23 protein-coding genes and 1 riboswitch are annotated in these 26181 nt (G+C 61.9%); of the genes, 11 read left to right on the top strand and 12 right to left on the bottom strand.

What is annotated here, in order from left to right:
- The 5 genes from I2C21_RS16315 to I2C21_RS16295 form a co-directional block, all read right to left on the bottom strand.
- On the bottom strand, positions 1-362 hold a 362-nt coding region (locus tag I2C21_RS16315), incomplete at its 3' end, for a plasmid mobilization protein (protein ID WP_195279765.1).
- A gap of 251 nt (positions 363-613) precedes the next feature.
- Positions 614-940 (bottom strand): hypothetical protein, encoded by a 327-nt coding sequence (locus I2C21_RS16310; protein WP_195279763.1) that lies wholly within the window; start codon positions 938-940, stop codon positions 614-616.
- A 67-nt stretch (positions 941-1007) separates the two neighbouring features.
- Entirely contained in the window at positions 1008-1625 is a 618-nt protein-coding gene (locus I2C21_RS16305; RefSeq protein ID WP_195279762.1) for a hypothetical protein, read from the bottom strand.
- Positions 1585-2043 (bottom strand): hypothetical protein, encoded by a 459-nt coding sequence (locus I2C21_RS16300; RefSeq protein ID WP_195279761.1) that lies wholly within the window; start codon positions 2041-2043, stop codon positions 1585-1587. The genes I2C21_RS16305 and I2C21_RS16300 overlap by 41 nt, the downstream gene beginning before the upstream one ends.
- A gap of 84 nt (positions 2044-2127) precedes the next feature.
- Positions 2128-2328, bottom strand: coding sequence for a DUF6199 family natural product biosynthesis protein (locus tag I2C21_RS16295; RefSeq protein WP_117659859.1), 201 nt, complete (start codon positions 2326-2328; stop codon positions 2128-2130).
- Between the two features lie 220 nt (positions 2329-2548).
- Between I2C21_RS16295 and I2C21_RS16290 the strand changes: the two genes are divergently transcribed.
- The 6 genes from I2C21_RS16290 (at position 2549) to I2C21_RS16265 (ending at position 9370) form a co-directional block, all read left to right on the top strand.
- Complete coding sequence (locus I2C21_RS16290) at positions 2549-3736, top strand: Gldg family protein (protein ID WP_195279760.1); 1188 nt, start codon at positions 2549-2551, stop codon at positions 3734-3736.
- The gene (locus tag I2C21_RS16285; RefSeq protein WP_195279759.1) at positions 3736-4743 is read left to right on the top strand and encodes a DUF4340 domain-containing protein; all 1008 of its coding nucleotides are present in this window, start codon (positions 3736-3738) and stop codon (positions 4741-4743) included. The genes I2C21_RS16290 and I2C21_RS16285 overlap by 1 nt, the downstream gene beginning before the upstream one ends.
- Positions 4744-4860: 117 nt before the next feature.
- Positions 4861-5442 carry a hydrolase gene (locus tag I2C21_RS16280; protein WP_101692922.1) on the top strand — a complete coding sequence of 194 codons (582 nt, stop codon included), beginning with the start codon at positions 4861-4863 and terminating at the stop codon, positions 5440-5442.
- Positions 5427-6284 (top strand): MBL fold metallo-hydrolase, encoded by an 858-nt coding sequence (locus I2C21_RS16275; RefSeq protein ID WP_195279758.1) that lies wholly within the window; start codon positions 5427-5429, stop codon positions 6282-6284. Before I2C21_RS16280 ends, I2C21_RS16275 begins: the two co-directional genes overlap by 16 nt.
- A 119-nt stretch (positions 6285-6403) precedes the next feature.
- On the top strand, positions 6404-8191 hold the full coding sequence (locus I2C21_RS16270; protein ID WP_195279757.1) for a CvpA family protein: 1788 nt from the start codon (positions 6404-6406) through the stop codon (positions 8189-8191).
- Positions 8192-8308: 117 nt separating this feature from the next.
- Positions 8309-9370 (top strand): tetratricopeptide repeat-containing glycosyltransferase family 2 protein, encoded by a 1062-nt coding sequence (locus I2C21_RS16265; protein WP_195279756.1) that lies wholly within the window; start codon positions 8309-8311, stop codon positions 9368-9370.
- A gap of 302 nt (positions 9371-9672) precedes the next feature.
- Here I2C21_RS16265 and I2C21_RS16260 read toward each other — a convergent pair whose 3' ends face one another.
- A complete protein-coding gene (locus I2C21_RS16260; protein ID WP_186963659.1) occupies positions 9673-11043 on the bottom strand; it encodes a penicillin-binding transpeptidase domain-containing protein in 1371 nt (456 codons plus the stop codon).
- A complete protein-coding gene (locus I2C21_RS16255) occupies positions 11030-12919 on the bottom strand; it encodes an FtsW/RodA/SpoVE family cell cycle protein (protein ID WP_353654833.1) in 1890 nt (629 codons plus the stop codon). The genes I2C21_RS16260 and I2C21_RS16255 overlap by 14 nt, the downstream gene beginning before the upstream one ends.
- 241 nt (positions 12920-13160) lie before the next feature.
- Positions 13161-13243: riboswitch (glycine riboswitch) on the top strand.
- Positions 13244-13425: 182 nt separating this feature from the next.
- Between I2C21_RS16255 and gcvT the strand changes: the two genes are divergently transcribed.
- The 5 genes from gcvT to lpdA all read left to right on the top strand — a co-directional run bounded on the left by gcvT (position 13426) and on the right by lpdA (position 19263).
- Entirely contained in the window at positions 13426-14505 is a 1080-nt protein-coding gene (gene gcvT / locus I2C21_RS16250; RefSeq protein ID WP_195279755.1) for a glycine cleavage system aminomethyltransferase GcvT, read from the top strand.
- 70 nt (positions 14506-14575) lie between these two features.
- Positions 14576-14956 carry a glycine cleavage system protein GcvH gene (gene gcvH, locus I2C21_RS16245; protein WP_101692916.1) on the top strand — a complete coding sequence of 127 codons (381 nt, stop codon included), beginning with the start codon at positions 14576-14578 and terminating at the stop codon, positions 14954-14956.
- A gap of 3 nt (positions 14957-14959) precedes the next feature.
- A complete protein-coding gene (gene gcvPA / locus I2C21_RS16240) occupies positions 14960-16276 on the top strand; it encodes an aminomethyl-transferring glycine dehydrogenase subunit GcvPA (RefSeq protein ID WP_101692915.1) in 1317 nt (438 codons plus the stop codon).
- The gene (gcvPB, locus tag I2C21_RS16235; protein ID WP_186963665.1) at positions 16273-17721 is read left to right on the top strand and encodes an aminomethyl-transferring glycine dehydrogenase subunit GcvPB; all 1449 of its coding nucleotides are present in this window, start codon (positions 16273-16275) and stop codon (positions 17719-17721) included. Before gcvPA ends, gcvPB begins: the two co-directional genes overlap by 4 nt.
- A 159-nt stretch (positions 17722-17880) precedes the next feature.
- On the top strand, positions 17881-19263 hold the full coding sequence (gene lpdA, locus I2C21_RS16230; protein WP_195279754.1) for a dihydrolipoyl dehydrogenase: 1383 nt from the start codon (positions 17881-17883) through the stop codon (positions 19261-19263).
- 100 nt (positions 19264-19363) lie between these two features.
- Here the strand turns inward: lpdA and I2C21_RS16225 are convergent, their stop codons facing one another.
- From I2C21_RS16225 to I2C21_RS16205, 5 genes are all read right to left on the bottom strand, one after another.
- Entirely contained in the window at positions 19364-19762 is a 399-nt protein-coding gene (locus I2C21_RS16225) for a GNAT family N-acetyltransferase (RefSeq protein ID WP_195279753.1), read from the bottom strand.
- Between the two features lie 13 nt (positions 19763-19775).
- Positions 19776-22592, bottom strand: coding sequence for a DNA translocase FtsK (locus I2C21_RS16220; protein WP_195279752.1), 2817 nt, complete (start codon positions 22590-22592; stop codon positions 19776-19778).
- Between the two features lie 79 nt (positions 22593-22671).
- Positions 22672-23520, bottom strand: a complete 849-nt coding sequence (locus tag I2C21_RS16215; protein ID WP_286167333.1) for an undecaprenyl-diphosphate phosphatase — start codon at positions 23518-23520, stop codon at positions 22672-22674.
- Between the two features lie 176 nt (positions 23521-23696).
- Positions 23697-24392 carry a ClpP family protease gene (locus tag I2C21_RS16210; protein WP_186963673.1) on the bottom strand — a complete coding sequence of 232 codons (696 nt, stop codon included), beginning with the start codon at positions 24390-24392 and terminating at the stop codon, positions 23697-23699.
- A 303-nt stretch (positions 24393-24695) separates the two neighbouring features.
- Positions 24696-26105, bottom strand: a complete 1410-nt coding sequence (locus I2C21_RS16205) for an aminopeptidase (protein WP_186963674.1) — start codon at positions 26103-26105, stop codon at positions 24696-24698.
- Between the last annotated feature and the right edge of the window lie 76 nt (positions 26106-26181).

The following is a 26181-nucleotide window of genomic DNA, read 5'->3' as shown; positions in this document are numbered from 1 at the left end:
CCCACTTTCTGCAAGACTTCAAACTTTAGGGCAGCAAGGTCGGAAACCGCCGCCCGTACCTCCCCGGCAAGCTGCGGGTAGGGGCTGTGCCACTCATTCAGCGTCCGGGCTATCTGGTTTAAGTTGCCGCCGATCCTGCCGTATTCGGCGGTCAGCTTCCCGACAGCGGCAAGCAACTCGTCGTTGACGGGGGAAATGGTTATGACGGGGCGTATGGCTGCCCCGGTTATAGCTTGCCGGATAAACTCGGCTTGGCTCATGTTGCAAGCAGAAAGCCGCTGGGCAAACTCGGCGTATTCTTCCTCGGTCATGCGTGTCTTGACTACCCGGCTGCGGTGCGGCGTGTTATATCGTTTTCGCATGGTAAAAACCTCCTTTCGACTGCCGCATGGCTGCGACGGGATAAGCGGCGTAAGCCGCATAAGCAGGGTTTGGGGAAGGCACTCCCCAACAAGATTCCCGCAGGGGCAAAATGAGTGAAAAGCGAATTTTGGTACTGCGGTAGAATCTTGCTCTAAGAAAATGCCGGACTGCCGTTCACTTCCTACTGCCACTTTTTCAGAAAATCGCAACCAGCTTTTTTCATAAAGAGCTGCCGGATTGCCCTCATTTGCTACTGCCACTTTTTCGAGAAATCTATAACCAGTTTTTTTATAAAAGGCGGCGGGCTGGCATTCTCCCCCTTATTCCCTACAAACCACAAAAGAGCAGAATGGACGGACTTTCCGGCAAGAACTTTTCCGGCAGCTCGGTCTTTCCCGACAATAAGGCGTTTTGGAAACTGTGTTTTGCCCGCTGTCTGAAAAAAACGGCAGCCTTTTTTGGTTTCACTGTCTAATACAGAACTTTTGGAAATTTGCCAAAAATGGGCGCAAAAAAAGCAGCAAATCTTTTTCGGATTTACTGCTTTGTGTGCCGCTGCGGGGTGGCGATTATTCAATTTTAAAATGAAACATCATCTTATGATAGGGTTGTTTCTGTGTGGCTGTCAGAGGAAAAGCCAGAAATTATCTATAATTATTTATATCAGGATATTTTCCTCCATCTTCATGTGAAAATGCTTCTTCAAAGTAATCAAGACTTTCAAATATAATATTGTTGTATTCTCCAATTTTAACAACATTAAAATTTAAGCTGACTGTATCTCCTATAGCATATTCATTTGTTAAATCACCATTAAATTTCCATCCAATAAGATCACCAGAAACTTTTTCATCAAAGAAAATGGTTGTGGCTTTCTCATCTGCATTATAAGTTATATCAATAACTTTATCTGCGAAATGAACCTCATCTCCAGGAGCATAGTCTTTTAGATAATCAACAGCTTCGCCGTCGGCAGGGTTAATAAATTGATTATTTAATTCAGTCATGGTTAAAATCTTATTATTTGCTAAAGTAGCTGGTGATGGATTTTCAGAAAATTGAAAAACTCGATTATTATCTCCAAAATAAAATCCATCCTCTACTTCTGGCAATGCACTTCTAGTATTTGCATTATAATAGTGTGCATAATAGCACTGCCATTTGAAACTTTCAGAAGAAATAAACTGAGCTTTCCACTTTCCGGCAGGATCACTCGCTTTTTTATAAGTAAAACATATACTGATTCGTTTCTGTAACGGCACTACTAACAGTATCGTTATTTGCATCAGACAAAATAAGATTGATTTTAGCAAAAATATCAACAAAAATCACTCGATGTCCATGCATACGCATTGAACCAACTGAATTATTTACTTCTGGTTTAAAGTATACTTCATTTCCCATCTCGCCAGTATTAAATTCAATACTCGGAGACACAAGATATGCCCAATTACTATCTTTTACGCTCTGTCCATCAAGATCGATAAGTTTTTCAAAATAGTCGGATAAAACTTTCCAACCAACTTGCCACCAATTTACTTTCCGCTCACTTTCATTAGTTTGTGTCGCTTCTGCCTTTGCTTCCGGCGATAACTCACTTGCAAAAGTCGTCGTACTTGCACCTATACATAGCGTTCCTATAAGTGCCAATGATATAACCTTTTTAAATATCTTATTCATACAGTTTTATTCATACAGTTTACTCCTTTCTTGAAATTATTGAATTCGAATAATAGGATACAATTTAAGAACTATAAGGGTGTTTCATTTTATAATTAGATATATAATCATACCAACTGAACAAATAATAAAAAATACACCACCAATCCGCATTAATACTAAATATAGTTCGGTTGGTTCACCATTTTTTACTGTGAATAAATTTTCTATTTTCCATAATATTTTAGGATAACAGACCATACAAACTCCCAAAATCAATAATACCAACACCCATAAATAGTCCACCAAATTTCCCTCCTTTCAACTAAGTATCCTTGTATACATTTCTACACTATATCTTAGGATAATGCTACCATGAAAATGCCGATAAATCAAGCGTTATTCACGATATGATATGTAAAACCTCAAAAGATTTCGTCATTTTTAACAATGTTTGTTTGGAATAGTAGGGCTGCATATCAATTTTTATATGCTACTTTATGACACATAAGCATTTTTGGCCGGCTTGGAACAGGATGTGGAGGTGGTGGTCCTGGCCGAGGAGGACGCCACCGACCCCCGTATCCTGAAATTTCTGGACCGCTATGCCGCCCTCTCCAGTCACCTGACGGTGACCGAGGTGGACCCGGTGGCCCATCCCACGCAGGCCGCCGCCTATGAGGCCAACGCCGACTCACTGGTCGTGGTCTGCGCGGAGACCGGCCGGCAGGAGGTCATCCCGTACAGCGACATCATCACCTATTCGTACAGCATGTTCTCCTCCACGGAGGACTCCTTTGACGCGGAGGGACAGCTCACCTCCGCCATCCGCTCCGTGACCGGCGGCAGTGAGAAGTATCTCTACACCCTCTCCGGCCACGGGGAGAGCGAGCTCTCCGCTCCCATCTCCCAGGCCATGGAAAAGGCCGGATTCACGATGGCGACGGTCACTCCCCTCCTGACAGGGGCCATACCGGAGGACTGTGACCTGCTGCTGGTCAGCGGGCCCACCGCAGACCTCTCCCAGGAGGAGTATACGCTGCTGGAGGACTATCTCTCCGGGGGCGGACAGATGGTCTTCCTCTGCTCGGACAGCGAGGAGAACTTCCCCAACTGGAGCGCCCTGCTGGAGAGCTACGGCCTGACCCTGGTGGACGGGTATATCGCGGATGAGGAGCGGTATTATCCCCAGTTCGGCTCCCTGTTTGCCATCGCCGGGGCCATCTCCACCGGGACCGAGGTGACCCAGGGCATGAGCGAGCAGGACCTGACCCTGCTCACCAACAGCCGCGGCTTTACCCAGCAGGAGGACACCGACGCCGTGATCACCCCGGTCCTCACCACCTCTTCCCATGCCTCTGCCGTCACGCTGGACGGCCAGGAGGTCCCCGGCACCTATCTGCTGGCCGCCGTATCAGAACGCGCCGGCACGGACGGCGCCACCGGACGGCTCACCGTGCTGGGCTCCAACTCCCTGATCGACGGGGACATTCTCTCCTCCTATCCCAATCTGGTCAACGAGACGCTGTTCCTCAACCTGCTGACCGCCGGGTTCGAGGACGGCTCCAATCTCTCCATCCCGGCCAAAAGTTTGGCCGTCACCTACAATACCATTCCAAATCCCGGACTCTGGAGCGCCCTGTACCTGGTGGTCCTGCCCCTGGTCATTCTGGTGACGGGATTGATCGTCTGGTGGAAACGGAGGAGACAGTGATGAACCGTCAGAAAACCACCCTAACCGTCCTGTTGGGCCTGCTGGCCCTCTGCGCCGGGGCCTATCTGGCCCTGCGGATGTGGAACAGCAGCCATCCTCCGGCCACCGACACCATTTCGGTCACCGCGTTCTCCGATCCATCCTCCTTCTCCTTCCTTGGGACAGACGGCGAGACCCTCTCCTTCACCAAGCAGAACGGCGTCTGGCAGTGGAATGAGGACAGCACCTTCCCCGCTGACCAGAGCGCGGTGGAGAGCCTGGCCGAGGACCTCTCCCACGTGGAGGCGGTACGCGCCATCTCCGACCCGGAACCCCTCTCCGCCTATGGTCTGGACTCCCCCGCCTACACCATCCAGGTGGCGGACAGCGGCGGGATGGGGGCCACCCTTCTGATCGGCGCGGCGGTAAACAGCGATTATTACGCGGCGCTGGAGGGCGGGGAGACGGTATACACCATCTCCTCCTCCCTCCTCGACACCCTCTCCATCGGTCTGATGGACCTGGCCGAGCCCGAGAGCATCCCCTCGGTCCGGGAGGACAACATCCAGTCCATCCAGTGGGAGAGCGGCGGCACCACCCTCCTCCTGACCAAGGACACCGAGACCCTGTCGGTGGAATCGGAGGACACCGGCTCTGTGGAGACCGTGACCGAGTACCACTGGACGGTCAACGGCAACGCCATCCCACAGGACAACGAGACCCTCTCCCTCCTGCTGGATGAGCTCTCCTTCCTGGGCTTCTCCTCCTGCTACGACTATGACGCGGAGGAGAGCGTCCTCGCCTCCTGCGGGCTGACAGAACCCGCGCTGGTGCTGACGGTGTCCTATGACGACGGCCAGAGCTTCACCCTCTCCGTGGGCCAGATGGACGGGGACGGCACTTACCGCTTTGCCCTCCTCAATGACTCCCGCGCCATACAGCGTCTCTCTGCCTCCTCCATCGATGTGCTGATGGGGCTGACCCAGGAGCAGCTGCTGACCGCTCCCGACACAGAAGAAGATACCTGATCCCCTCCTGACCGCAAGCCCCGGCAATCGGGGCTTGCGGTTTGTGCGCGGTCGTACTATGATGGAGGAGAACTGCCCCCGGCGGCATGGATCAAACGATACAAAGGAGAGACAACGATGGAACTGACACGAGAGCAGGGCCTGGCTCTGCTGCGCACCTACAATCAGGAGCCCTTCCACCTGCGCCACGCCTTTACGGTGGAGGCCGTGATGGACTGGTACGCCCGCACCCTGGGCTATGCGGAGGAGGCCCCCTTCTGGGCCATGGCCGGCCTGCTGCACGATATCGACTTTGAGCGCTGGCCCGAGGAGCACTGTGTGAAGGCCCCCGCGCTGCTGGAGGAGGCAGGGGCCTCTCCCGCTCTCATCCACGCGGTGGTGTGCCACGGCTGGGGGATGACCGGCGCGCAGGTCAAGCCGGAGCACGAGATGGAGCGGGTGCTCTTCGCCTGCGACGAGCTCACCGGGCTCATCGGTGCGGCCGCCCTCATGCGCCCCTCCAAGTCGGTGCAGGATATGGAGCTCTCCAGCCTGAAGAAGAAGTTCAAGGACAAGAAGTTCGCCGCCGGCTGCTCCCGGGACGTGATCCGGCAGGGCGCGGAGCTGCTGGGCTGGGAGCTGGATACCCTGCTGGACCGCACCCTCCAGGCCATGAAGGCCGGAGAGGCCGCCATCGAAGCCCAGTGTGCCGCGCTGTGATCCCCGCGCCGCTGGAGTATCCGCCCTATACGGCCCAGCGGCTGTGCCCGGGGCTGTGGCACATCCAGGACGCCACGGCCGACCATCCGCCCGGGACGCAGCCGGACGGGAGCTTTCACAGCCCCTCCAGCGTCTATGTGGTGGAGACCCCCAGCCAGGTCCTGGTCGTTGATCTGGGGCCGCCCTACCCGGGGCAGGCCCTGCGCGCCCTGGTGGACCGGATCGCCGGAGGGCGGGCCATCCAGGTGGCCATCACCCACAACCACTTCGACCACATCGGCGCTCTGCGCCAGTTTGAGGACTGCCTCCACCATCTGCCCCAACGCGATCCCATCCAGACGGCCGCCCCATCCCGCCTTCTCACCGGGGGCGAGTCCATCGCCCTGCCCCCCTATCACTTTCAGGTCCTAGCCGTTCCGGGACACACCCGGGGGAGCCTCGCCTTCTACGAGCCGGAGCAGGGCTGGCTCTTCACCGGGGACGCCTTCGGCTCCAGCTATGTCTGGCTCCTCTTCCTCCCCGACGCCGTGGAGGTCTACCGGGACACCCTGCGCCGGACCCTGGCGCTTCTGGGGGAGCAGGAGGATCTTCTCATCCTGCCCGGGCACCGCTACCAGCAGCAGATCCTTCCCGTCCCCGGGATCGATCCCCGCTCCCCCCGCAATCCTCGGCTGGGCCTCCCCTATCTCCGGGACATGCTCACCCTGAGCGAGCAGATTTTGGCCGGCACCGCCGCCTCCCGCCCCTTCCAGGCCTGCGGCCGGGAGGACCTGGCGGCCTACACCTACGGCCGGGCCGAGATCGACGCCCTGCTGCCCGGCCGTCCGCCGGTGGAGCTCTGAACTTTCACCAAATTTTAATCTTTCTTCCGCCCTCCCTCTGTTGCTTTTTCCCCATGGAACGGCTATACTAAGGAGTATTCGCACCGGAACTTTTTGGTACAACAGAAGGAGAATGTATTTTGAATCAGTCAACAAACGGCAAAAAACGTCGTTCCCCCCGCAGTAAAGCGGGAAAGATCCTCTTGAATCTGGTGGTCACCCTGGTGGTGGGTCTGGTCTATTTCTACGTGTCCCTGCCCGCCCTCAACCCCCAGTCCGGAGATTTTTACAGCTTCATCGGCCTGCTGTGCATCACCTATGTCATCTCGGCCCTGATCACCTCCGGCTTCTCGTCGGGTCTGGACCAGGCCGCCATGCCCAAGGAGCACTTCAAGGAGTATTTCCGCTTCATCAAGCAGCAGTGCCTCCCCATCGGCGTGCTGTTCCTGGCCCTGATCGCCGTGGCCCTGGTGGGCCAGGTCATCTCCATGCCCATCTTCCGGGCGGGGGCCTACCGGGATCTGCTGACCGTGGAGACCGGCGACTTCGCCAAGGAGATCACCCAGATCTCCTTCGACGAGATCCCCACCCTGGACAAGGACTCGGCCAATTACCTGGGTGACCGGCAGATGGGTACCCTCAGCGACATGGTCAGCCAGTTTGACTACTCCAACGAGTCCACCCAGATCAACTACCAGGGCCGCCCGGTCCGCGTGGCCCCCATCGCCTACGCCGACCTCATCAAGTGGTTCACCAACCGTGCCCAGGGCCTGCCCGCCTATGTGGTGGTGGACATGGTGACCCAGGAGGCCAAGGTGGTGCGCCTCTCCGAGGGGATGAAGTACTCCTTCTCCGAGCCCCTCAACCGCAACGTCATGCGCCACCTGCGCTTCTCCTATCCCACCTACATGTTCGATACCCCCCGCTTTGAGATCGACGAGGAGGGCACGCCCTACTGGATCGCCCCCCGGATCATCAGGACCATCGGTCTCTTCGGCGGCACCGACACCAAGGGTGCAGTGCTGATGAACGCCATCACCGGCGAGTGTCAGTACTATGAGGAGGTCCCCTCCTGGGTGGACAATGTCTACAACCCCAACCTCATCATGGAGCAGTATAACTACCACGGAACGCTGGTCAACGGCTTCATCAACTCCATCTTCGGTCAGCGGGATGTGACGGTGGTCACCCAGGGCTACAACTACATCGCCCTCAACGACGACGTGTACATGTACACCGGCGTCACCTCCATCAACTCCGACCAGTCCAACCTGGGCTTCCTGCTCTCCAACCAGCGCACCAAGGAGACCAAGTTCTACAAGGCCCCCGGCGCCACCGAGGAGGCGGCCAAGGCCTCCGCCCAGGGCGTGGTGCAGGACCTGGGCTACACGGCCACCTTCCCCCTGCTCCTCAACATCGCCGATGAGCCCACCTATTTCATCCCCCTCAAGGACGCCGCCAACCTGGTCAAGAGCTATGCCATGGTCAACGTGGCCCGGTATGACATCGTGGCCACCGGCAGCTCGGTCACGGCCTGTGAGCAGCAGTATATCCAGCTCCTGGCCCAGAAGGGGGTCACCTCAGAGGAGGAGCTGCCCCAGACCCAGGTCAGCGGCATGATCGCAGAGATCCGCTCGGCGGTCCTGGACGGAAATACCTACTATTTCCTCCGTCTGGAGGGCGATGAGACCTTCTACACCGTGTCGGCTGCCCAGAATCCCACCGCTGTGATCCTCAACGTGGGCGATACGGTCACCATCCAGCACGAGATCCGGGAGGGCGCCTCCGACATTCTGAGCGGCTCCTCGGTCACGCTGGACCGCAGGGGCGACGGCGCTGCCGTCCCCGTAGTGCCCTCCGCTGTTCCCGCCCTTCCCCAGCCCAGCGAAACGCCTGCCGTGGAGGAATCCATCCCTCCCGCAGCGTGATCCTCTTCTAGTTCCAAGCATATTAGCCCCGTCCGATTCTGAAGAACCGGACGGGGCTGTGTTTTATCCGCCCATCCCGGCATAGGATAGAGTAAATCAGGATGGGAGGCCGCGCCGATGGAGACCATCTCGCTGTGTATGATCGTAAAAAATGAGGAGGCCGTACTGGAACGCTGTCTGAACAGCGCCCGGGGGATCTGGGACGAGCTGATCGTGGTGGACACCGGTTCCCAGGACCGGACGCGGGAGATCGCCGCCCGCTTTACCGACCAGGTCCTCTCCTTCCCCTGGCAGGACGATTTCTCTGCCGCACGCAATGCTTCCTTTGAACGGGCCTCCGGCTCCTACTGTATGTGGCTGGACGCGGACGACGTGCTGCTCCCGGAGGACCGGGACGCCTTTCTCGCCGTGAAGGAGCAGGACCTGCCCGAGGCCGATGTGGTCATGGCTCGCTATCAGACCCTGGACGCGGACGGAACCCCCGTCCTCTCCTATTACCGGGAGCGCATCGTGCGCAACGTGCCCTGGCTGCGCTGGAGCGGCGCGGTCCACGAGGCCATCCCACCGCTGGGCCGCGTGGTATACACCGAGGCGGCCGTCACCCACCGGAAGGAGCGCCCCGGCGATGCCGACCGGAACCTGCGCATCCTGGAGGGGCTGCGCGCCTCCGGGCGCAACCTCTCCCCCCGGGAACAGTTCTACTATGGCCGGGAGCTCTACGAGCACGGCCGCTATGAGGACGCCGTGCGGGAGCTGGAGCTCTTTCTGACCGTAGGCTGGGGCTGGCGGGAGAACAATCTGGAGGCCTGCCGGGTCCTCTCGGCCTGTTACAGCGCCCTGCACCGCCCCCGCTGTGCCCTGCGCGCTCTGCTGGAGTCCCTGGCCTTTGATTCGCCCCGGGCCGAGATCTGCTGCGACCTGGGCAATTTCTTTCTGGAGCGGGAGGATTACCGCTCCGCCATCCGCTGGTATGAGCAGGCCCTCTCCTGTACCCGGGACGACCGCTCGGGCGCCTTTGTCCGGCCGGACTGTTACGGTTATCTCCCCGCCATGCAGCTGTGCGTCTGTTACCACCGCCTGGGGGAGCGGGAGCAGGCTGCGGCCTGGAACGAGCGGGCCGGGGCGTTCCGGCCGGACGACCCGGCGGTCCTGCGCAACCGCGCCTTTTTCGCAGGCTGAGCGCCCAAATACAAAAAGCCGGTCCGGAATATTTCCGGACCGGCTAAAGTGTGTTTCTGCGTTTTGTGCTGCAAGAGCCTCGCAGAGTTCCGCCGTCCACAGACGGCGGAAGAAGGTCAAAATCGTGTTTTCCGGCGGCGTGTACGTCGGAAAACACTCCCCTCAGGCCGCAAGTGTGCGAGCGCCAGCGAGTGCGCGCAGCGGACTGCATCCCCTCGAAAAAATGCCTGCATTTTTGAGAAGCGTGTCGAACGTGTTCGACACGCTGAGCCGGTCCGGAGAAAACTCCGGACCGGCTCTTTTCAATATCCGTTGACGATGGCATCCAGCACTTTGGAGGCCACAGCTCCGGCGGTGTCGGAGCCGCTGCTTCCCTCCTCCACCAGGACCACGAAGGCATAGGGGGCGTCCTCGTTGCGGAGAAAGCCCGCAAACCAGGTGTTGGGGGCCTTGCCGCCACCCACCTCCCCTGTGCCCGACTTGGCGCAGATGTCCATGTTGGGGAAACGGCTGCTGCCATAGGTCTGGGCCACATTGTTGGCCATCATATCCGCCAGACGGCTGGCGGTGTCCCGGTCCACCAGAGAGGCGGTCTGTTTTTTCAGGTAGAAGGACGCGGGGGTACCCAGCGGGGTCTCCGTCTTCTGGATGAGCTGGGGGACGGCAGCCTTCCCGCCGTTTGCCACTGCTCCCATCCACACCATCATGGCGCAGGGGTTGACCAGGTCGTTATACTGTCCCACACCGGCCCAGCCCAGCTGGTTGGGGGTGGTCCCCACGTCAAAGCGGCCTGCCGCCGTGGGGATCCCGTTTACCTTGTACTGGCTGGTCAGTCCGGCCTGGGTCACATAGCGCTCCATGGTCTCTGCGCCCAATTCGGCGGCCAGCTGGCCGAACACCCCGTTGCAGGAATTGGCAAAGGCCCCGTAGATGTCCATCTCCCCATGTGCGTGGGGACAGGTGATGACCTCGCCCCCCACCTGGGTGGAGCCTGTACAGGTAAAGGTCCGGCTGAACAGATCGGGGATCTCCTCAATGGCGGCCGTCAGGGTCACCGTCTTGAAAATGGAGCCGGGCGTAAAGGTCCCCGAGAGAAAACGGTTCAGGTAGACCCCGTCATAGCGCTCGTCACCCTCCTCAATCACCGGCGGATTGGCCGGGTCAAAGCTGGGCGAGGAGACCATGCACACGATCTCTCCGGTCTTGTAGTTGTAGACGCCCACCGTCCCCTTTTTGCCGCCCAGGGCCTGGTAGGCGATGTAGTTGTAGCGGGCGTCCAGGGTAAGGTAGAGGTCGTTCCCCTCGCCCAGAGGGCTGTACGCGCCGGTGAGCAGATTGTAGCCCGAGAGCTTATCCGCAAAGGCCACCAGCGCGCCGGTGCCAATGTTGCCCGACGGGTCGCCCACTGCATGGAGGGTGGCCTCCCGCACGGTGGCATTGTCGTAATAGCGGCGGTTCCCCGCCTCGTCCACCCAGGAGAGCACGTCGCCGTCCCGGTCCAGGACCCGCCCCACCGCCAGCTGTCCCTGGCTGTTATAGAGATGGCGGTTGGCGGCGAAGCCCGCCCAGCGTCCGCCGCTGAGCACAAAGCGCACGCAGAACAGTCCCAGGCCCAGCAGCATGGCCAGGGCCAGCAGAAGGCAGACTACCGCCCGTTTTTCAATCTTCTTCATCGTCCGCCTCCGCTCCGTATCCGCCGTATCCGGGCCCAAAGTCAAAATCAAAGTCCACCAGATCCTCGTCCTCTCCGGTGGGGATCACCCCGCTCCGGCCCCGGGTGGAGCGGCGGGCCAGGTGCTCCTGCCGCTCAGGGCCCTTTCTCCGCCCGGGCAGGCGGATGGCAAAGCTGGCGTTCTGCCGGGTGTCGGTAGCCTTCAGGAAGGCCAGCAGGCCCCAGGACGAGAGCATGGAGGAGCCGCCGTTGGACACGAACGGGAAGGTCACGCCGGTCAGCGGCAGGATGTCCACCGCGCCCAGCACGTTCAGCGCCGTCTGGAACACCATCATGGAGGTGGCCGCACAGGCGGCAATGATATAAAAGCTGGACCGCCCCGCCCGGCAGGCCCGCACCGCAAAGACCGCCAGGGTCAGGATACAGCACACCGCCAGGACGGCGATGACGAGGCCCCACTCCTCGCAGAGCATGCCGAACACCAGATCGGTGTCGGCGGCCGGGACCCGGTAGAGCCAGCCCCGGCCTGGTCCCACGCCCACCAGACCGCCGGAGGCCGCCGCCGACATGGTGCGGGTCTGCTGAAAGCCTCCGTCCGAGGCGTACTGCCAGGCATGCCCCCAGGTGGCAAAGCGCCGCAGGATGTAGGGTTTGAGGGAGAGCAGCATGAACCCGCCGAAGACGGCCGCGCCGCAGATGAGGGCCAGGGTGGCCCAGTCTCCGGAGCGGAGATAGGCGATCACCAGGAAGGTGATGAAAAAGATGGCCGCGGTGCCAAAGTCGCTCATCAGCGCCAGGCAGCCCATACAGGCTCCGGTCAGGACGATGAACAGGCCCAGGTTCCGCTTCCGGAAGAGGCGCTCCAGCGTGGCGGCCCCGGCAAAGATGTAGCAGATCTTGGCCACCTCCGAGGGCTGGAAGGAGATGCCGCCGATGCTGATCCAGTTGGCCGCGCCGTATTTCACCTGCCCCACCACCAGGGACAGACCCAGCAGGCAGATGGCCCCCACCGCCATGACCCAGCGGATCTTCTTCACCCGCTCCAGGTCCCGGAGAAAGATCCCCAGCACCAGGAAGAGCACCAGCCCCAGCAGCATGGCGGCCAGTTGCTTGAAGAGGGCGTGGGGCGCGGAGGACGCGGTCACCGACAGGGACAGGGTACACAGGAAAAAGGCAATGAGCTCCATCTCAAAGCCCACCCGCCGCAGTGCCCGCAGGGTGAGGAAGTAGATCCACATCAGAGCGGTCAGCGTAAAGAAGGCCAGGGGCAGGGAGACCTCGGCCTCCTCCCCCGCCGCTACCACCAGCTGGAGGGCGGCCAGGACCTGAAAGACCGTCAGGAGCACCAGCGGCCCCCAGGGCGAGGAGGGCTTCTCCACCCTCCGGCGGCGCTGCCGCCGCTCCTCCTGCTCCTCCTGGGAGACCGGCAGCAGCACGGTCTCCACTCCGCCCAGGCTGAGCACGTCACCAAAGGTCACCGGCGCGCTGCCCTGGACCGGCTTTCCATTGACCCGTACCCCGCCCTTGGAGTCCAGGTCGTGGACGGTCCAGGTGTCATCCTCGGCACGGATCAGCGCCGCGTGCTGGCGGGAGACCACCGGGTAGTTGAGCACTACGTCCGAGGACTTTCCCCGCCCCAGAATGTTCTCCCAGTGGGTCAGGGGCTCCTCCGCCCCGTTGGGCAGGGTCAGGTAGGCCCACACCTCCGGCAGATGGGGGACCTTTAACAGGGAGCGGATGGCCCCGGCCAGAATCCCCAGCGCCAGCACCGGGAACACAAAGCGGACCACCGAGGTAAACCAGGCTGCCAGCATGGGATAACGGGCCGGCAGCGTCAAAAACGCATGGATCAGATCCTGCGGCTGTGATAAAAGCAATGCGACATCCTCCTTTTTAACGGAATCCAAAGGGATTGCCTCCTATTATACCACAACTTTTTCCCCGCGCAAATCGGCCCGTTTTGCCCCCCGCTCCGGGCAGCCGGAGTCCCCCCTCCGATTTCTCCGGGGGAATTTCAAAAAAACGGTTGACTTTTCTTGGATTTGTATTATACTTATAAGTACAAAATAAAACTCAATAGTTTAAACTCATTATATCGAAAAATTCTATATCGTTCGGATGACATGACCGAGAGAGTGCGATACAATCGCCGCCGAAGGGGAATCAGAAAATCTCTCAGGCAAACGGATCGGCCATTGACGAGACTCTGGAAAGCGTGGAAGTTTTTTCCTCGCACCGAAGATGCAACCTCATCTATGTGAGGGAAACTTTCAGGTTATGACAGAGCGTATAGCATTTGCTATGCGCTTTTTTCATACCATGCAGTAACCGTCAGTATAATTTCTAATTTTTCTAGTTTACATTATCACAGGAGGTCATGATCATGGAGCGAAAAACCCCACTTTACGACTGCCACGTGGCGGCAGGCGGTAAAATTGTCCCCTTTGCAGGCTGGCTGCTGCCGGTCCAGTACAGCGGCGTGGTCGCCGAGCATATGGCGGTGCGCACGGCCTGCGGACTCTTTGACGTCTCCCACATGGGCGAGCTGGTCCTCCGGGGCAAGGACGCCCTGGCCAATCTCAACCGCCTGCTGACCAACGACTACACCGACCTCCAGACCGGCTACGCCCGGTACAGCCTCATGTGCTATGAGAGCGGCGGCGTGGTGGATGACCTGATCGTCTACAAGTGCTCCGACGAGGCCTACCTCATCGTCGTCAACGCGGCCAACTGCGAAAAGGACGCCCAGTGGATCTCCGAGCACCTCTCCGGCGAGTGCACCATGGAGAACATCTCCGACTCCGTGGCCCAGGTGGCCCTCCAGGGTCCCAAGGCCGAGGCGGTCCTCTCCAAGCTCTCCAAGACCATCCCGGCCGGCAACTATACCTTCATCGCCCAGGGCGAGGTGGACGGCATCCAGGCCTTGGTCTCCCGCACCGGCTACACCGGCGAGGACGGCTTTGAGATCTACTGCGCCGCCGCCGATGCCCCCGCCCTGTGGGAAAAGCTCCTGGCCGCCGGCAAGGACGAGGGACTCATCCCCTGCGGCCTGGGCGCCCGCGACACCCTGCGCCTGGAGGCCGGCATGCCCCTCTACGGCCATGAGCTCTCCGCCGAGATCAACCCCTATGAGGCGGTGCTGGGCATCTTCGTCAAGATGGATAAGCCCGACTTCATCGGCAAGGCCGCTCTGGAGCAGGCCCGTCCCATCTCCCGCCGCAAGGTTGGCCTGAAGGTCACCGGACGGGGTATCATCCGGGAGCACTGCGACGTATACGCCGGCGAGGAAAAGGTGGGCTTCGTCTCCTCCGGCACCCACTGCCCCTACCTGGGCTACGCGGTGGGCATGGCCATGGTCCCCGTGGAGTACAAGGAGCCCGGCACCAAGCTGCTGGTGGACGTGCGCGGCCGCAAGGTGGAGTGCGAGGTCATCAAGACTCCCTTCTACAAGCGGGCCCAGTGATCCTCTTTCCTTTGAACCAAAACTATGTACATAAAAAATCAAAAATCATATCGATAAAGGAGAAATTATTATGAACTTTCCTGCTGATCTGAAGTACGCCAAGTCTCACGAGTGGGTTCGCCAGGAGGGCGACACCTATGTCATCGGCCTGACCGACTTTGCCCAGGACGAGCTGGGCGACATCGTCTTTGTCAACCTGCCCCAGGAGGGCGACGCCGTCTCCGCCGGCGAGGCCTTCTCCGACGTGGAGTCCGTCAAGGCGGTCTCCGACGTCCTCTCCCCCGTCTCCGGCACCGTCGTGGCCGTCAACGAGGAGCTGATGGACGATCCCGCCAAGGTCAACAGCGATCCCTATGGCGCCTGGTTCATCAAGGTCGAGAATGTCAGTGATGTGGAGGAGCTGCTGGACGCCGCCGCCTACGAGGCCCACTGCGCCGCGGAAAAGGAGTAATCTATGTCGAGTTATCTGTGCTCTACCCCGGAAGAGCGGCAGGCCATGCTGGAGGTCCTGGGCATGAAGTCCATGGACGACCTCTACGTGGATGTGCCGGAGGAGGTCATGATCAAGGGCCCCCTCAACCTGCCCGCCCCCAAGTCCGAGCTGGACATCCGCCGGACCATGGAGTCTCTGGCGGAACACAACACCCGCTTCCATACCATCCTGCGGGGCGCCGGCGCCGAGCGCCACTACATCCCCGCCGCCGTCTCCCGCATCACCAGCAATGAGATCTTTGTCACCGCCTACACCCCCTATCAGGCCGAGGTCAGCCAGGGCGTGCTCCAGTCCATCTTTGAGTTCCAGACCATGATGTGCGAGCTCACCGGCATGGACGTGTCCAACGCCTCCGTCTACGACGGCGGCACCGCCGCCGCCGAGGCCGTGGCCATGTGCAAGGAGCGCAAGCGCACCAAGGTCCTGGTCTCCGAGACCACCCATCCCGACGCGCTGGCCGTCATCAAGACCTACTGCTACGGCTCCAACACCGAGGTGATCACCGTGCCCGCCAAGGACGGCGTCACCGATCTGGAGGCCCTCAAGTCCCTGCTGGGCGAGGACTCCGCCTGCTTCTACGTGCAGCAGCCCAACTTCTTCGGCATGCTGGAGGACTGCGACGCCCTGGGCGAAGCGGTCCACGCCGCCGGAGCCAAGTACATCATGGGCGTCAATCCCGCCACCCTGGGCGTGCTCAAGAGCCCCCGGGAGTACGGCGCCGACATCGCCGTGGGCGAGGCCCAGCCTCTGGGCATGCCCCTCTCCTGGGGCGGCCCCTACCTGGGCTTTATGACCTGCACCACCGCCATGATGCGCAAGCTCCCCGGCCGGATCGTGGGCGAGACCACCGACGACAAGGGCGAGCGCGCCTTCGTCCTCACCATGCAGGCCCGCGAGCAGCACATCCGCCGCGAGAAGGCCAGCTCCAACATCTGCTCCAACCAGGCTCTGTGCGCCCTGACCGCCTCGGTCTACCTGGCCGAGATGGGCCCCGCCGGTCTGGCTGAGGTGGGCAACCAGTGCTACGCCAAAGCCCACTACCTGGCCTCTGAGCTGTGCAAGATCGAGGGCGTCGAGCTGGTGTTCCCCGGCGAGTTCTTCCATGAATTTGTCACCACCCTGCCCGATACCTACCGGGTCCTCTGTGCGCTGGAGAAGAAGGGCATCCTGGGCGGCCTGCGCCTGCGGGAGGGCGTGCTGTGGTGCGTCACCGAGTACTGCACCAAGGCTGACCTGGACGAGGCTGTGGCCGTCATCAAGGAGGCGTACGGAAAATGAAACTGATTTTTGAATTGAGCAAGCCCGGCCGCGGCAACAAGGTCCTCACCCCCTATCAGACCACCCTGAACCTCAACCCCACCGCGGAGGTCCCCGCCGTGGAGATCCCCGCCGCCTTCCGCCGGAGCTCGGCCCCCCGTCTCCCCGAGGTAAGCGAGAACGATCTCTCCCGCCACTATAACGCTCTGGCCCGCCGCTCTTTCGGCGTGTGCGACGGCTTCTATCCCCTGGGCTCCTGTACCATGAAGTACAACCCCAAGATCAACGAGGTCATTGCCAACCTCTTCAAGTTCACTGACATCCATCCCCTCCAGCCCAAGCACACGGTCTCCGGCTGCCAGACGGTCTACGCCCTGGCCGAGAAGTACCTGTGCGGCATCACCGGCATGGATGCCATGACCTTCCAGCCCGCCGCCGGCGCCCACGGTGAGTTTACCGGCATCCTGCTCATCAAGGCTTACCATGACTCCCGCGGCGACTACGCCCGGAAAAAGGTCATCGTCCCCGACTCGGCCCACGGCACCAACCCCGCCACGGCGGCCATGTGCGGCTACGAGGTGTGCTCCATCCCCTCCACGCCCGACGGCATGGTGGACCTGGATGCCCTGCGCGCCGCGGTCGGTCCCGACACGGCAGCCCTGATGCTGACCAACCCCAACACCATCGGCAAGATCGACAAGAACATTCTGGAGATCACCAAGATCGTCCACGACGCAGGCGGCCTGTGCTACTACGACGGCGCCAACCTGAACGCGGTGATGGGCGTGGCCCGTCCCGGCGACATGGGCTTTGACGTGTGCCACCTGAACCTGCACAAGACCTTCTCCACCCCCCACGGCGGCGGCGGCCCCGGCTCCGGCGCGGTGGGCTGCAAGAACATCCTCAAGCCCTTCCTGCCCGGCTCGGCCATCGGCGGAGGCGGCGGAGAGCAGTCCGTGGGCCAGGTCAAGATGTTCTTCGGCAACTTCCTGGTGGTCCTGCGCGCCCTGGCCTATCTGATGACCCTGGGCAACTCCGGCGTGCGGGAGGCCGCCCAGACCGCGGTCCTCAACGCCAACTACATGAAGGCCAAGATGGAAGAGGCCGGCTATGTCTGCGCCTATCCCGGCATCTGCATGCACGAGTTCGTGCTGGACCTGTCCCAGCTCAAGAAGGAGACCGGCGTCTCCGCGCTGGATGTGGCCAAGAGCATGCTGGACCACGGGATCCATCCCCCCACGATGTACTTCCCCCTCATCGTCCACGAGGCGCTCATGTTCGAGCCCACCGAGACCGAGTCCCGGGAGACCATCGACGAGGCCTGCGCCGTCATGGCGGAGATCCTCAAAACGGCCAAGGAGGACCCCGAGGCCTGCCACACCGCGCCCCACCACACGGTCATCGGCCGTCCCGACGAGACCAAGGCGGCCCGCCATCCCGTGGTGCGCTACGACTTCAATTCCTGATCTGACCGCATGGCGGCGTCCGCTTCCCGGCGGGCGCCGCTTCTGCGTGTCGAACGGGTTCGACACGCTTCTCAAAAACGACAAGCGCTGCCGCAGAACACGCCGGAATCTATTTCTTCGGCGGGCGCCGCTTTTATTGAATGACTGGAGGTATCACCCATGCAATATGATCTGCTCGTCATCGGCGGCGGGCCCGGCGGCTTTGCCGCTGCCGTCAAGGCCGCCCAGCTGGGAAAGAAAGTCGCCCTCTTTGAGGCGCGGGAGCCCGGCGGCACCTGTCTCAACCGGGGCTGTATCCCCACCAAGGCCCTGATGCACACCTCCCAGCGCTATCAGGAGCTGAAGGAGGGCATCCCCGGTATCGCCCTGGGCGACGTACAGCCCGACTGGGCCGGGCTGGCCGCCCGGAAAAACGAGGTGGTCTCCACCCTGCGGGACGGAATGGCCTCCCTCATCAAGGGCAACAAGATCGATCTGATCGCCGAGCACGCCGTCATCACCGGTCCCCAGACCGTCCGGGCCGGAGAGAACACCTATGAGGGCGCGCATATCCTGGTCGCCGCCGGCTCCATCCCCTCCCGTCCTCCCATCCCCGGACTGGATTTGCCCGGGGTGGTGACCAGCGACGAGCTACTGGATGACATCTCTCCCCGGGACTCCATGGTCATCATCGGCGGCGGCGTCATCGGCGTGGAGCTGGCCACCGTCTGGGCCGCCATGGGCACCAAGGTGGTCATCGTGGAGGCGCTGGAGCGCATTCTGGCCAACCTGGACCGGGAGATCTCCCAGTCGGTCTCCATGCAGCTGAAAAAGCAGGGCGTGGAGATCTATACCTCCGCCATGGTCTCCCGGCTGACCCAGGAGGACGGCCGTCTCACCGTCCACTTCACCCACAAGGAGGAGGAGAAGGCGGCCTCCGGCGTCACGGTGCTGGCCGCCATGGGCCGCCGGGCCAACACCGCCGGGCTCTTCGACGGCGTGGAGGTGGAGCTCAACCGTGGGATGCTGGTGGTCAACGACCGCTATGAGACCTCCGTGCCCAGCATTCTGGCCATTGGAGACGCCATCGGCGGCATCCAGCTGGCCCACAAGGCCGAGGCCGAGGGCGTCCGCGCCGTGGAGCTCCTCTACGGCCATGTGCCCGAGCGTGTGTCCTCCCCCATCCCCTCCTGCGTCTACACCTCCCCGGAGATCGCCCAGACCGGCCTGACCGCCGACGAGTGCAAGGCCCAGGGCATCCCCACCCTGGTGGGCAAGTACGTGATGGGCGGCAACGGCCGTACCGTGATCGAGGGGGGCGGGCGCACCTTCATCAAGGTGGTCTTCCACGGGGAGAGCCACGTCCTGCTGGGGGCACAGCTCCTCTGCCACCGGGCCACCGATCTCGTCAGCGAGCTCAACACCGCCGTCACCCTGGGGCTGACCGCAGAGCAGATGCTCTCCCCCGTCCGGCCCCATCCCACCTTCGCCGAGGGAATCAGCGAGGCGGTGGAGGCCGCCTTCGGCCAGAGCCTCCACTCCGCGCCGGTGCGCAAGCGTTAATAACTGCGATAACCACAGCGCCCGGGACCGATTGGGTCCCGGGCGCTTCGCGTGTCGAACCGATGCGGCACGCAAAAAAGCCGCCCGCAGGCGGCTTTTTTTAATCCAGTTCTTTAACGAAATAGTACCGTCCATGGGTGCCGGCGTAGGGCTCCACCCGGCCGAACTCCCGGAACCCCAGCTTGGGGTAGTACTCCGGGGCCTGGAAGGAGAAGGTGTCCAGCTCGATGCGCTTGGCGCCCCGGGCCCTTCCCGCCGCCTCCACCCGGGCGAGGAGCTCCCGCCCCACGCCCCGGTGCCGCAGGGACTCGTCCACCCAGAGGATCTCCACATAGATGCAGTCCCCCAGCAGGCGGGCCAAAATCCCGGCCACCACCCGGCCTTCCTCCTCCACACACTGGGAGAGGTCCGTACTGGTGCCGATATAGGGCTGATTGTAGGCACGCAGCCCCTCCAGCACCGCCTGTTCATCCTGCTGTGTGCACTCTCTCCACTCCATACTCGCTGCCTCCTCAGTCGTCCAGATCAAAGGGGGGCGCCTGTTCGATGGCATCCCGCTCAAATTCCAGCTCTTCGGGCACCGGCTCCGACATGGGAGAGGCCCCGGCCGGCATGTTCTGCTTATACTGCATCTCCTGCCACTGGGCCTTGGAGATGAGGACCTGACGGGGCTTGGAGCCCTCAAAGGGGCCCACCACGCCCTTCTCCTCCATCTGGTCCACCAGGCGGGCCGCCCGGGAATAGCCCAGTTTCAGACGCCGCTGGAGCATGGACACCGACGCCATGCCGGTCTCCACCACCACCTCGATGGCGTTGGGCAGGAGCTCGTCGTAATCGTCCTCGGAGCTGTCGACGGCGCTCTCTCCGCCGCCCTTGTTCCCCTTGTCCTTGGCTGCGGCGTTCTGCTCGATCTCGTGGAGGACCTCCTCGTCGTACTCCGCGGTGCCGCTGCGCTTGACGAACTCCACCACGCTGGCCACTTCCTCGTCCGAGATGAAGCAGCCCTGTACCCGCTGGGGCTTGCCCGAGCCCAGGGGGAAGTAGAGCATGTCGCCCCGGCCCACCAGCTTCTCCGCGCCGGTGGTGTCCAGGATGATGCGGGAGTCCAGAGAGGACTGGACCGCAAAGGCGATGCGGCTGGGGATGTTGGCCTTCATGAGGCCGGTGATGACGTCGGCCGAGGGACGCTGGGTGGCGATGATCAGGTGCATGCCCGAGGCGCGGCCCATCTGGGCCACACGGCAGATGGACTCTTCCACCTCTTTTGCGGCCACCAGCATCAGGTCGGCCAGCTCGTCGATGACCACCACCACCGAGGGCATTTTCTTCATTCCCTCGGTGCGCTCGGCCAGGGCGTTGTAGGATTTCAGGTCCCGCACTCCCACCTCGGCGAAGGAGCGGTACCGCTTCATCATCTCGGTCACCGCCCACTGGAGGGCGCCGGCCGCCTTTTTGGGGTCGGTCACCACGGGGATGAGCAGATGGGGGATGCCGTTATAGATGCCCAATTCCACCATCTTGGGGTCCACCATGATGAGGCGGACCTCCTCGGGTGTGGCCTTATAGAGCAGGGAGATGATGAGGGAGTTGGTACACACCGACTTACCGGAGCCGGTGGTGCCCGCGATGAGCAGATGGGGCAGCTTTCCGATGTTGCACACCACGCAGCGGTTGCTGATGTCCTTGCCCACCGCGAAGGAGACCTTGGACGGGCTCTCCCGGAACTCCCGGGAGTCGATCACGTCCCGGATGCCCACCGGGGCCACCAGCTTGTTGGGCACCTCGATGCCCACCATGGAGATCTTGCCCGGAATGGGGGCGATGCGCACTCCGGTGGCTCCCAGGGCCAGCGCGATGTCGTCGGTGAGATTGGTGAGCTTGTTCATCCGCACGCCCTGGGCCAGCTCCAGCTCATACCGGGTGACCGAGGGGCCCCGCACCGCGTCCACGATGGCGGCGTCGATGCCGAAGGAGTGGATGGTGTCGGCCAGCCGGAGCTGGTTGGCCTGGAGCTCCCCGGCCATGTCGCTGGCCGAGACCCCCCGGCTCTGCTGGAGCAGATCGATGGGGGGATACTGATACTCCGGCCCCACCTCTTCCCGCTCCAGGCTCTGGGTGATGTCCCGGCTCACCTCGGCGGCGGCCCGGGCGGTCTCCTCCGCCTTGGCCTTGGGCGCGGTCACCGCGGGCTCCCGCTGGATCTCGGGCATGGGCGGCATGGGAGGACGGACCGGCTCGGACTCCTCCACGGGCAGAGGGGCGGGCTCCGGCGGACTCTCCCGCCGGAAGAGTCCCAGCGGGGGCTTGGGCTCGGGAGCAGGCTGGACCACCGGCTCCTCCACCCGCTCGGGCACCGGGGCCTGGACCGCCGCCGGCTCCTCCACTTCCGCCTCCGGCTGGACCGGGGCGGGCTCGGGCTTGCTCAGCACAGGCACCGTGGGCTCGGGCGGCTGGACCCGGTCTCTCCCCGCCAGGACCTCATCGGGCGTGGGCACCGAGGGCTTCTGGTTGAAGAACTTGCCCTTCTTGGTAAAGAGCGGGCTGGACACCGGCGCTTTCCCCACCAGGGGTCCCTCGTCCACCGGGATGTCGATCTCCGCGCTTCCCCGTCCCCGGGGGGCAGGGGCGGGGGCCGGCTTCTTCTCTCTGCGGGGCGGGAGCTCTTCCTCCTCATAGGCCGGGCGGTCCCGGATATAGTCCACGATATCGGCCAGGGTCACCCGCGCCGCCCCCATGACCAGAAGGGCCCCGGTGAGCAGGAAGACGATGCCCGCGCCGAACTTGCTGAAGATGGCCCCGAAGGACAGGGCCAGAATGCCGCTGACCACGCCGCCGCTCTGAAGGGCTTCGCCCTCCTTCCAGAGGGTCTGGAAGAGCTTGAGGTCCCAGGCGTAGGTTCCCTTGGCCAGAAGCAGGTGGAGCAGCGCGCCGAAGACCACCGGCAGCAGCAGGGTACACCAGACCCGCAGCTGGACCGGACGTCCCCGGTGGAAGGCCAGAATCCCGCTGGCCACCAGCAGCATGGGGGGCAGCAGCAGGAAGCCGTAGCCGATCAGGCCCTTGACCCCGCCCACGAAAAAGTCGATGAAGAGGGCCTTGACCTGGAAATAGCCCAGCGCGGCAAAGATGGCCAGAAGCAGGCAGATCAGCGCGCCTACCCCCCGCCGGATGGGCTTGGGGGCGGAAGCGCCGCTCTTTTTCCGGCTCCCGCCGGAGGCGCGGGACTTCCCTGCACCGGAGGAGGCGCGGCTCGTCCCGCCGCTCCGCTTGGTCCCGGAGCGGGGAGCGGCTCGCTTTCCCCCGGATGACTTCTTTTGTGCTGTGGCCATGGAGTTCATCCTTTCTGCGCAGAATGAGGCATGGTCACCATGCCTCATTCCCTAGAGTTTCAATGGTTGTAAAGTTTCATTACTTGCCGAAGAAGGGCACAATGATCCCGGCGATGAGAGCGCCCAGGCCCACGACCCAGCAGTAATAGGCGAACATGCCGAAGCGTCCCTTGTCCGAGAGGAGGTTCACCAGCCGGATGGCGAAATAGCCCACCACTGCCGCCACGATGACGCCGGCGATGTATCCGGGGATGAGGGCGGGGTCCACTCCCGCAGCGGCCGCCTCCCCGATCTTGAGCAGGTTGGCCCCCAGTACGGCGGGCAGGCTCATCAGGAAGGAGAAGCGCACCGCGAACTTCCGGTCAAAACCCCGGAAGAGGCCGGTGGAGATGGTGATACCGGAGCGGGAGATCCCGGGTATGGTGCCCACGGCCTGGGCCGCGCCCACCAGAAGGGCATCCACCAGCGTGGCGCTCTTGGCGTTCTTGTGTCCCTTGGCCCGCCGGTCCGAGAAGAAGAGCAGGAATCCGGTCAGGAGCATGGCGATGGAGACCGAGATATTGTGGGAGAAGGTCCGCTCCAGCCACTTGTGGATGGGCAGGAGGACAACGAGCGGCAGGGTGGCCGTCACCAGCAGGATGATCATGCGCCCGGCCGGTGTGGGACGTCCCATCCCCTTGGGGTCCCGCTTGACCAGGGCGGTCACCCACGCGCCGAAGGCCCGCAGCATCTCCCACACGTCCTTGCGGTAGTAGATACAAACCGAGATCAGTGTTCCCAGATGAAGGAGCACCGAAAAGAGCATGGACTCGGTCTCTTTCATCCCGAAAAAGGTCTCAAACAGCACCAGGTGGCCAGAGCTGGAAATGGGAAGAAATTCCGCAATGCCCTGGATCACGCCCATCAGTATGGATTGTATCAGATTCAACCCGGATCCCTCCATTCTCCTTCACCGCCCCTTCTCGATCCTCTCTGCGGGACGGCGTGCAGACGGTATGCATGACATACAGGAATATGATACCATACTTTCCCGCAGATTTCCACGTTTTTTCTTGCCGTTATGTCAACAAAAAAGGAATGGAGCAAACTCCATTCCTCTCTGTTTTATCCTCTTGTCCGCTCGCTCTCTCTGCGGTCCATCATCTGGTGCAGGCACTCCAGCGCGTCGGAGAGGCCGCCCACATGGTCGATGAGTCCAATGGCCACCGCCTCTTCCCCGTGGACCACGCTGCCCACGTCGGCGGCCAGCTCCCCGGTCTGGAGCATCAGCTCGGTAAAGGTATCCCGCTGGATCCTGCTGTGGCGGGTGACAAAGTCCAGAATCCGCTCCTGGATGCGGCTGAAATAGTGGAAGGTCTGGGACACGCCGATGACCGTTCCCGACATGCGCACCGGATGGATGGTCATGGCGGCCGAGGGCGCGATGAAGGAGGTCTGCGCGGACACCGCCAGCGGCACGCCGATGGAGTGCCCGCCTCCCAGCACCAGGGATACCGTGGGCTTCTTCATCCCGGAGATGAGCTCCGCGATGGCCAGCCCCGCCTCGATGTCCCCGCCCACGGTGTTGAGGAGGACCAGAAGGCCGTCGATGTCGTCGCTCTCCTCCACCGCGGCCAGCAGCGGCAGCACATGCTCGTATTTGGTGGTCTTGGTGGACGGGTCCAGAACCTGGTGTCCCTCGATCTGGCCCACAATGGTCAGGGTATGGATGGCGCCCCGCCGGGTGCGGATCACGGAGGAGCCCAGCTCTTCGATCTGGGCCCGCCCCTCTTCCATCTGCTCGGATTTGTTTTGCTCCATGTCGGTTCCCCCCTCTTGGTTTGAGGATAGGTTGCCCGATTTTTTGCCCTCTATCCAAAAAGGAGCCCCGGACAAACGTCCGGGGCTCCTTACATTCTCGATCGCGTGTATTCTGCGTTTTCGATGCAAGCGCCTCGCAGAGTTCCGCCGTCCGCAGACGGCGGAAGAGGATCAAATCGTGTTTTCCGGCGGCATGCACGTCGGAAAACACTCTGCTCAGGCCGCAAGTGTGCGAGCGCTAGCGAGTGCGCGCAGCGGACTGCATCCCCTCGAAAAAACGCTCTGCGTTTTTGAGAAGCGATCTTACTTGGCCTCGTAGACCGCCTTCATGCCCTTGTAGGTCATGTAGCAGTCCAGCTTGGAGACCGTCTCAAAAGGAGAGTGCATGGAGAGCACGGGCACACCGGCATCGATGGTGTCGATATCGCGGTTGGCCATGAAGCAGGCCACGGTGCCGCCGCCGCCCGCGTCCACCTTGCCCAGCTCGGCCATCTGCCAGAGCACGCCGGCCTCGTCCAGGGTGCGGCGGACATAGGCCACCACCTCGGCGGCCGCGTCGGAGGAGCCGGACTTGCCCCGGGCTCCGGTGTACTTGGACAGGCCCATACCGTAGTTGACACGGGCGCTGTTGCGCTTCTCATAGACCTCGGGGAAATTGGGATCGTAAGCCGCGGTCACGTCGGCGGAGAGGCAGAAGGACTTCTCGTAGCAGGCCTTCAGGGGCACCTTCTGGGTGTCGCACAGGTCGGACATGAAGGTGTCAAAGGTGGCGGACTGCATGCCGGACACGCCCTCGGAGCCGATCTCCTCCTTGTCGGCCAGGATGCACACGGCGGTGCGCTCGGGCACGCCCAGCTCCAGGATGGCGGCAAACTCCGCATAGGCGCACACCCGGTCATCGTGGCCATAGGCGCCGATGAGGGAGCGGTCAAAGCCGATGTCGCTGGCACGGAAGGCGGGGACGGCCTCCAGCTCGGCGGAGATGAAGTCCTCCTCCACGATGCCGTACTTCTGGTTCAGGATGTCCAGGATGGCCAGCTTGACCCGGTCGGCGCCCTCGTCGTCCTTAAAGGGACGGCTGCCCACCAGGATGTTCAGGCTCTCGGCGGGGATGGCCTCGCCCAGGGGCTTCTTGGACTGCTCCGCGCCCAGGTGGGGCAGCAGATCGTCCACGGTGAAGAGGGGATCGCCGGCGCCGGTGCCGATGGCCACCTTGAGAACGGTGCCGTTCTTCAGGGCGATCACGCCGTGGAGCTCCAGGGGGATGGTCACCCACTGGTACTTGCGGATGCCGCCGTAGTAGTGGGTCTTGAAGAAGGCCATCTCGCCGTCCTCATAGAGAGGATTGGGCTTCAGGTCCAGGCGGGGAGAGTCGATATGGGCCGCGCCGATGTTTACGCCATCGGCCAGGGAGCGATTGCCGATCACCGCCAGCATCAGGGCCTTGCCCCGGTTGGAGCGGTAGACCTTGTCGCCCGCCTTGAGCTCCATGCCCCGGACAAAGGGCTTGAAGCCCCGGGCCTCGGCCTGACGGATGGCCTCGTCCACACACTCCCGCTCGGTCTTGCCGGCGTCCAGGAACTTCTTATACTCCTCGCAGTAAGCACGCATGGCCGCCTCTTCATCGGCGGAAATACGATCGTAACCATTCTTGGGGGCGTAGCAGAGCGCTTCGCGGCGCAGCTCACCCACACTCTTTTTCTTGTCTTCCATAGGAAAGATCCTCCTTATATCACAATGGCAGACGCGCCGGAGCAAAGAGGCGCGCCTCAATGCGTCCTTGTCTATC

The organism is Clostridium sp. J1101437_171009_A5, assembly GCF_015547905.1.
GTDB classification, from domain to species: domain Bacteria; phylum Bacillota; class Clostridia; order Oscillospirales; family Oscillospiraceae; genus Pseudoflavonifractor_A; species Pseudoflavonifractor_A gallinarum.
Note: the sequence above shows the minus strand (reverse complement) of the source record. Positions and strands in the feature narration are given on the sequence as shown.

Coding starts and splice junctions, on each gene's coding strand:
- I2C21_RS16300 (WP_195279761.1), bottom strand. CDS start 2,043: ATGAATAAGATATTTAAAAAGGTTATATCATTGGCACTTATAGGAACG.
- I2C21_RS16285 (WP_195279759.1), top strand. CDS start 3,736: ATGAACCGTCAGAAAACCACCCTAACCGTCCTGTTGGGCCTGCTGGCC.
- I2C21_RS16280 (WP_101692922.1), top strand. CDS start 4,861: ATGGAACTGACACGAGAGCAGGGCCTGGCTCTGCTGCGCACCTACAAT.
- I2C21_RS16265 (WP_195279756.1), top strand. CDS start 8,309: ATGGAGACCATCTCGCTGTGTATGATCGTAAAAAATGAGGAGGCCGTA.
- I2C21_RS16260 (WP_186963659.1), bottom strand. CDS start 11,043: ATGAAGAAGATTGAAAAACGGGCGGTAGTCTGCCTTCTGCTGGCCCTG.
- gcvT (WP_195279755.1), top strand. CDS start 13,426: ATGGAGCGAAAAACCCCACTTTACGACTGCCACGTGGCGGCAGGCGGT.
- gcvH (WP_101692916.1), top strand. CDS start 14,576: ATGAACTTTCCTGCTGATCTGAAGTACGCCAAGTCTCACGAGTGGGTT.
- gcvPA (WP_101692915.1), top strand. CDS start 14,960: ATGTCGAGTTATCTGTGCTCTACCCCGGAAGAGCGGCAGGCCATGCTG.
- gcvPB (WP_186963665.1), top strand. CDS start 16,273: ATGAAACTGATTTTTGAATTGAGCAAGCCCGGCCGCGGCAACAAGGTC.
- lpdA (WP_195279754.1), top strand. CDS start 17,881: ATGCAATATGATCTGCTCGTCATCGGCGGCGGGCCCGGCGGCTTTGCC.
- I2C21_RS16225 (WP_195279753.1), bottom strand. CDS start 19,762: ATGGAGTGGAGAGAGTGCACACAGCAGGATGAACAGGCGGTGCTGGAG.
- I2C21_RS16220 (WP_195279752.1), bottom strand. CDS start 22,592: ATGGCCACAGCACAAAAGAAGTCATCCGGGGGAAAGCGAGCCGCTCCC.
- I2C21_RS16210 (WP_186963673.1), bottom strand. CDS start 24,392: ATGGAGCAAAACAAATCCGAGCAGATGGAAGAGGGGCGGGCCCAGATC.
- I2C21_RS16205 (WP_186963674.1), bottom strand. CDS start 26,105: ATGGAAGACAAGAAAAAGAGTGTGGGTGAGCTGCGCCGCGAAGCGCTC.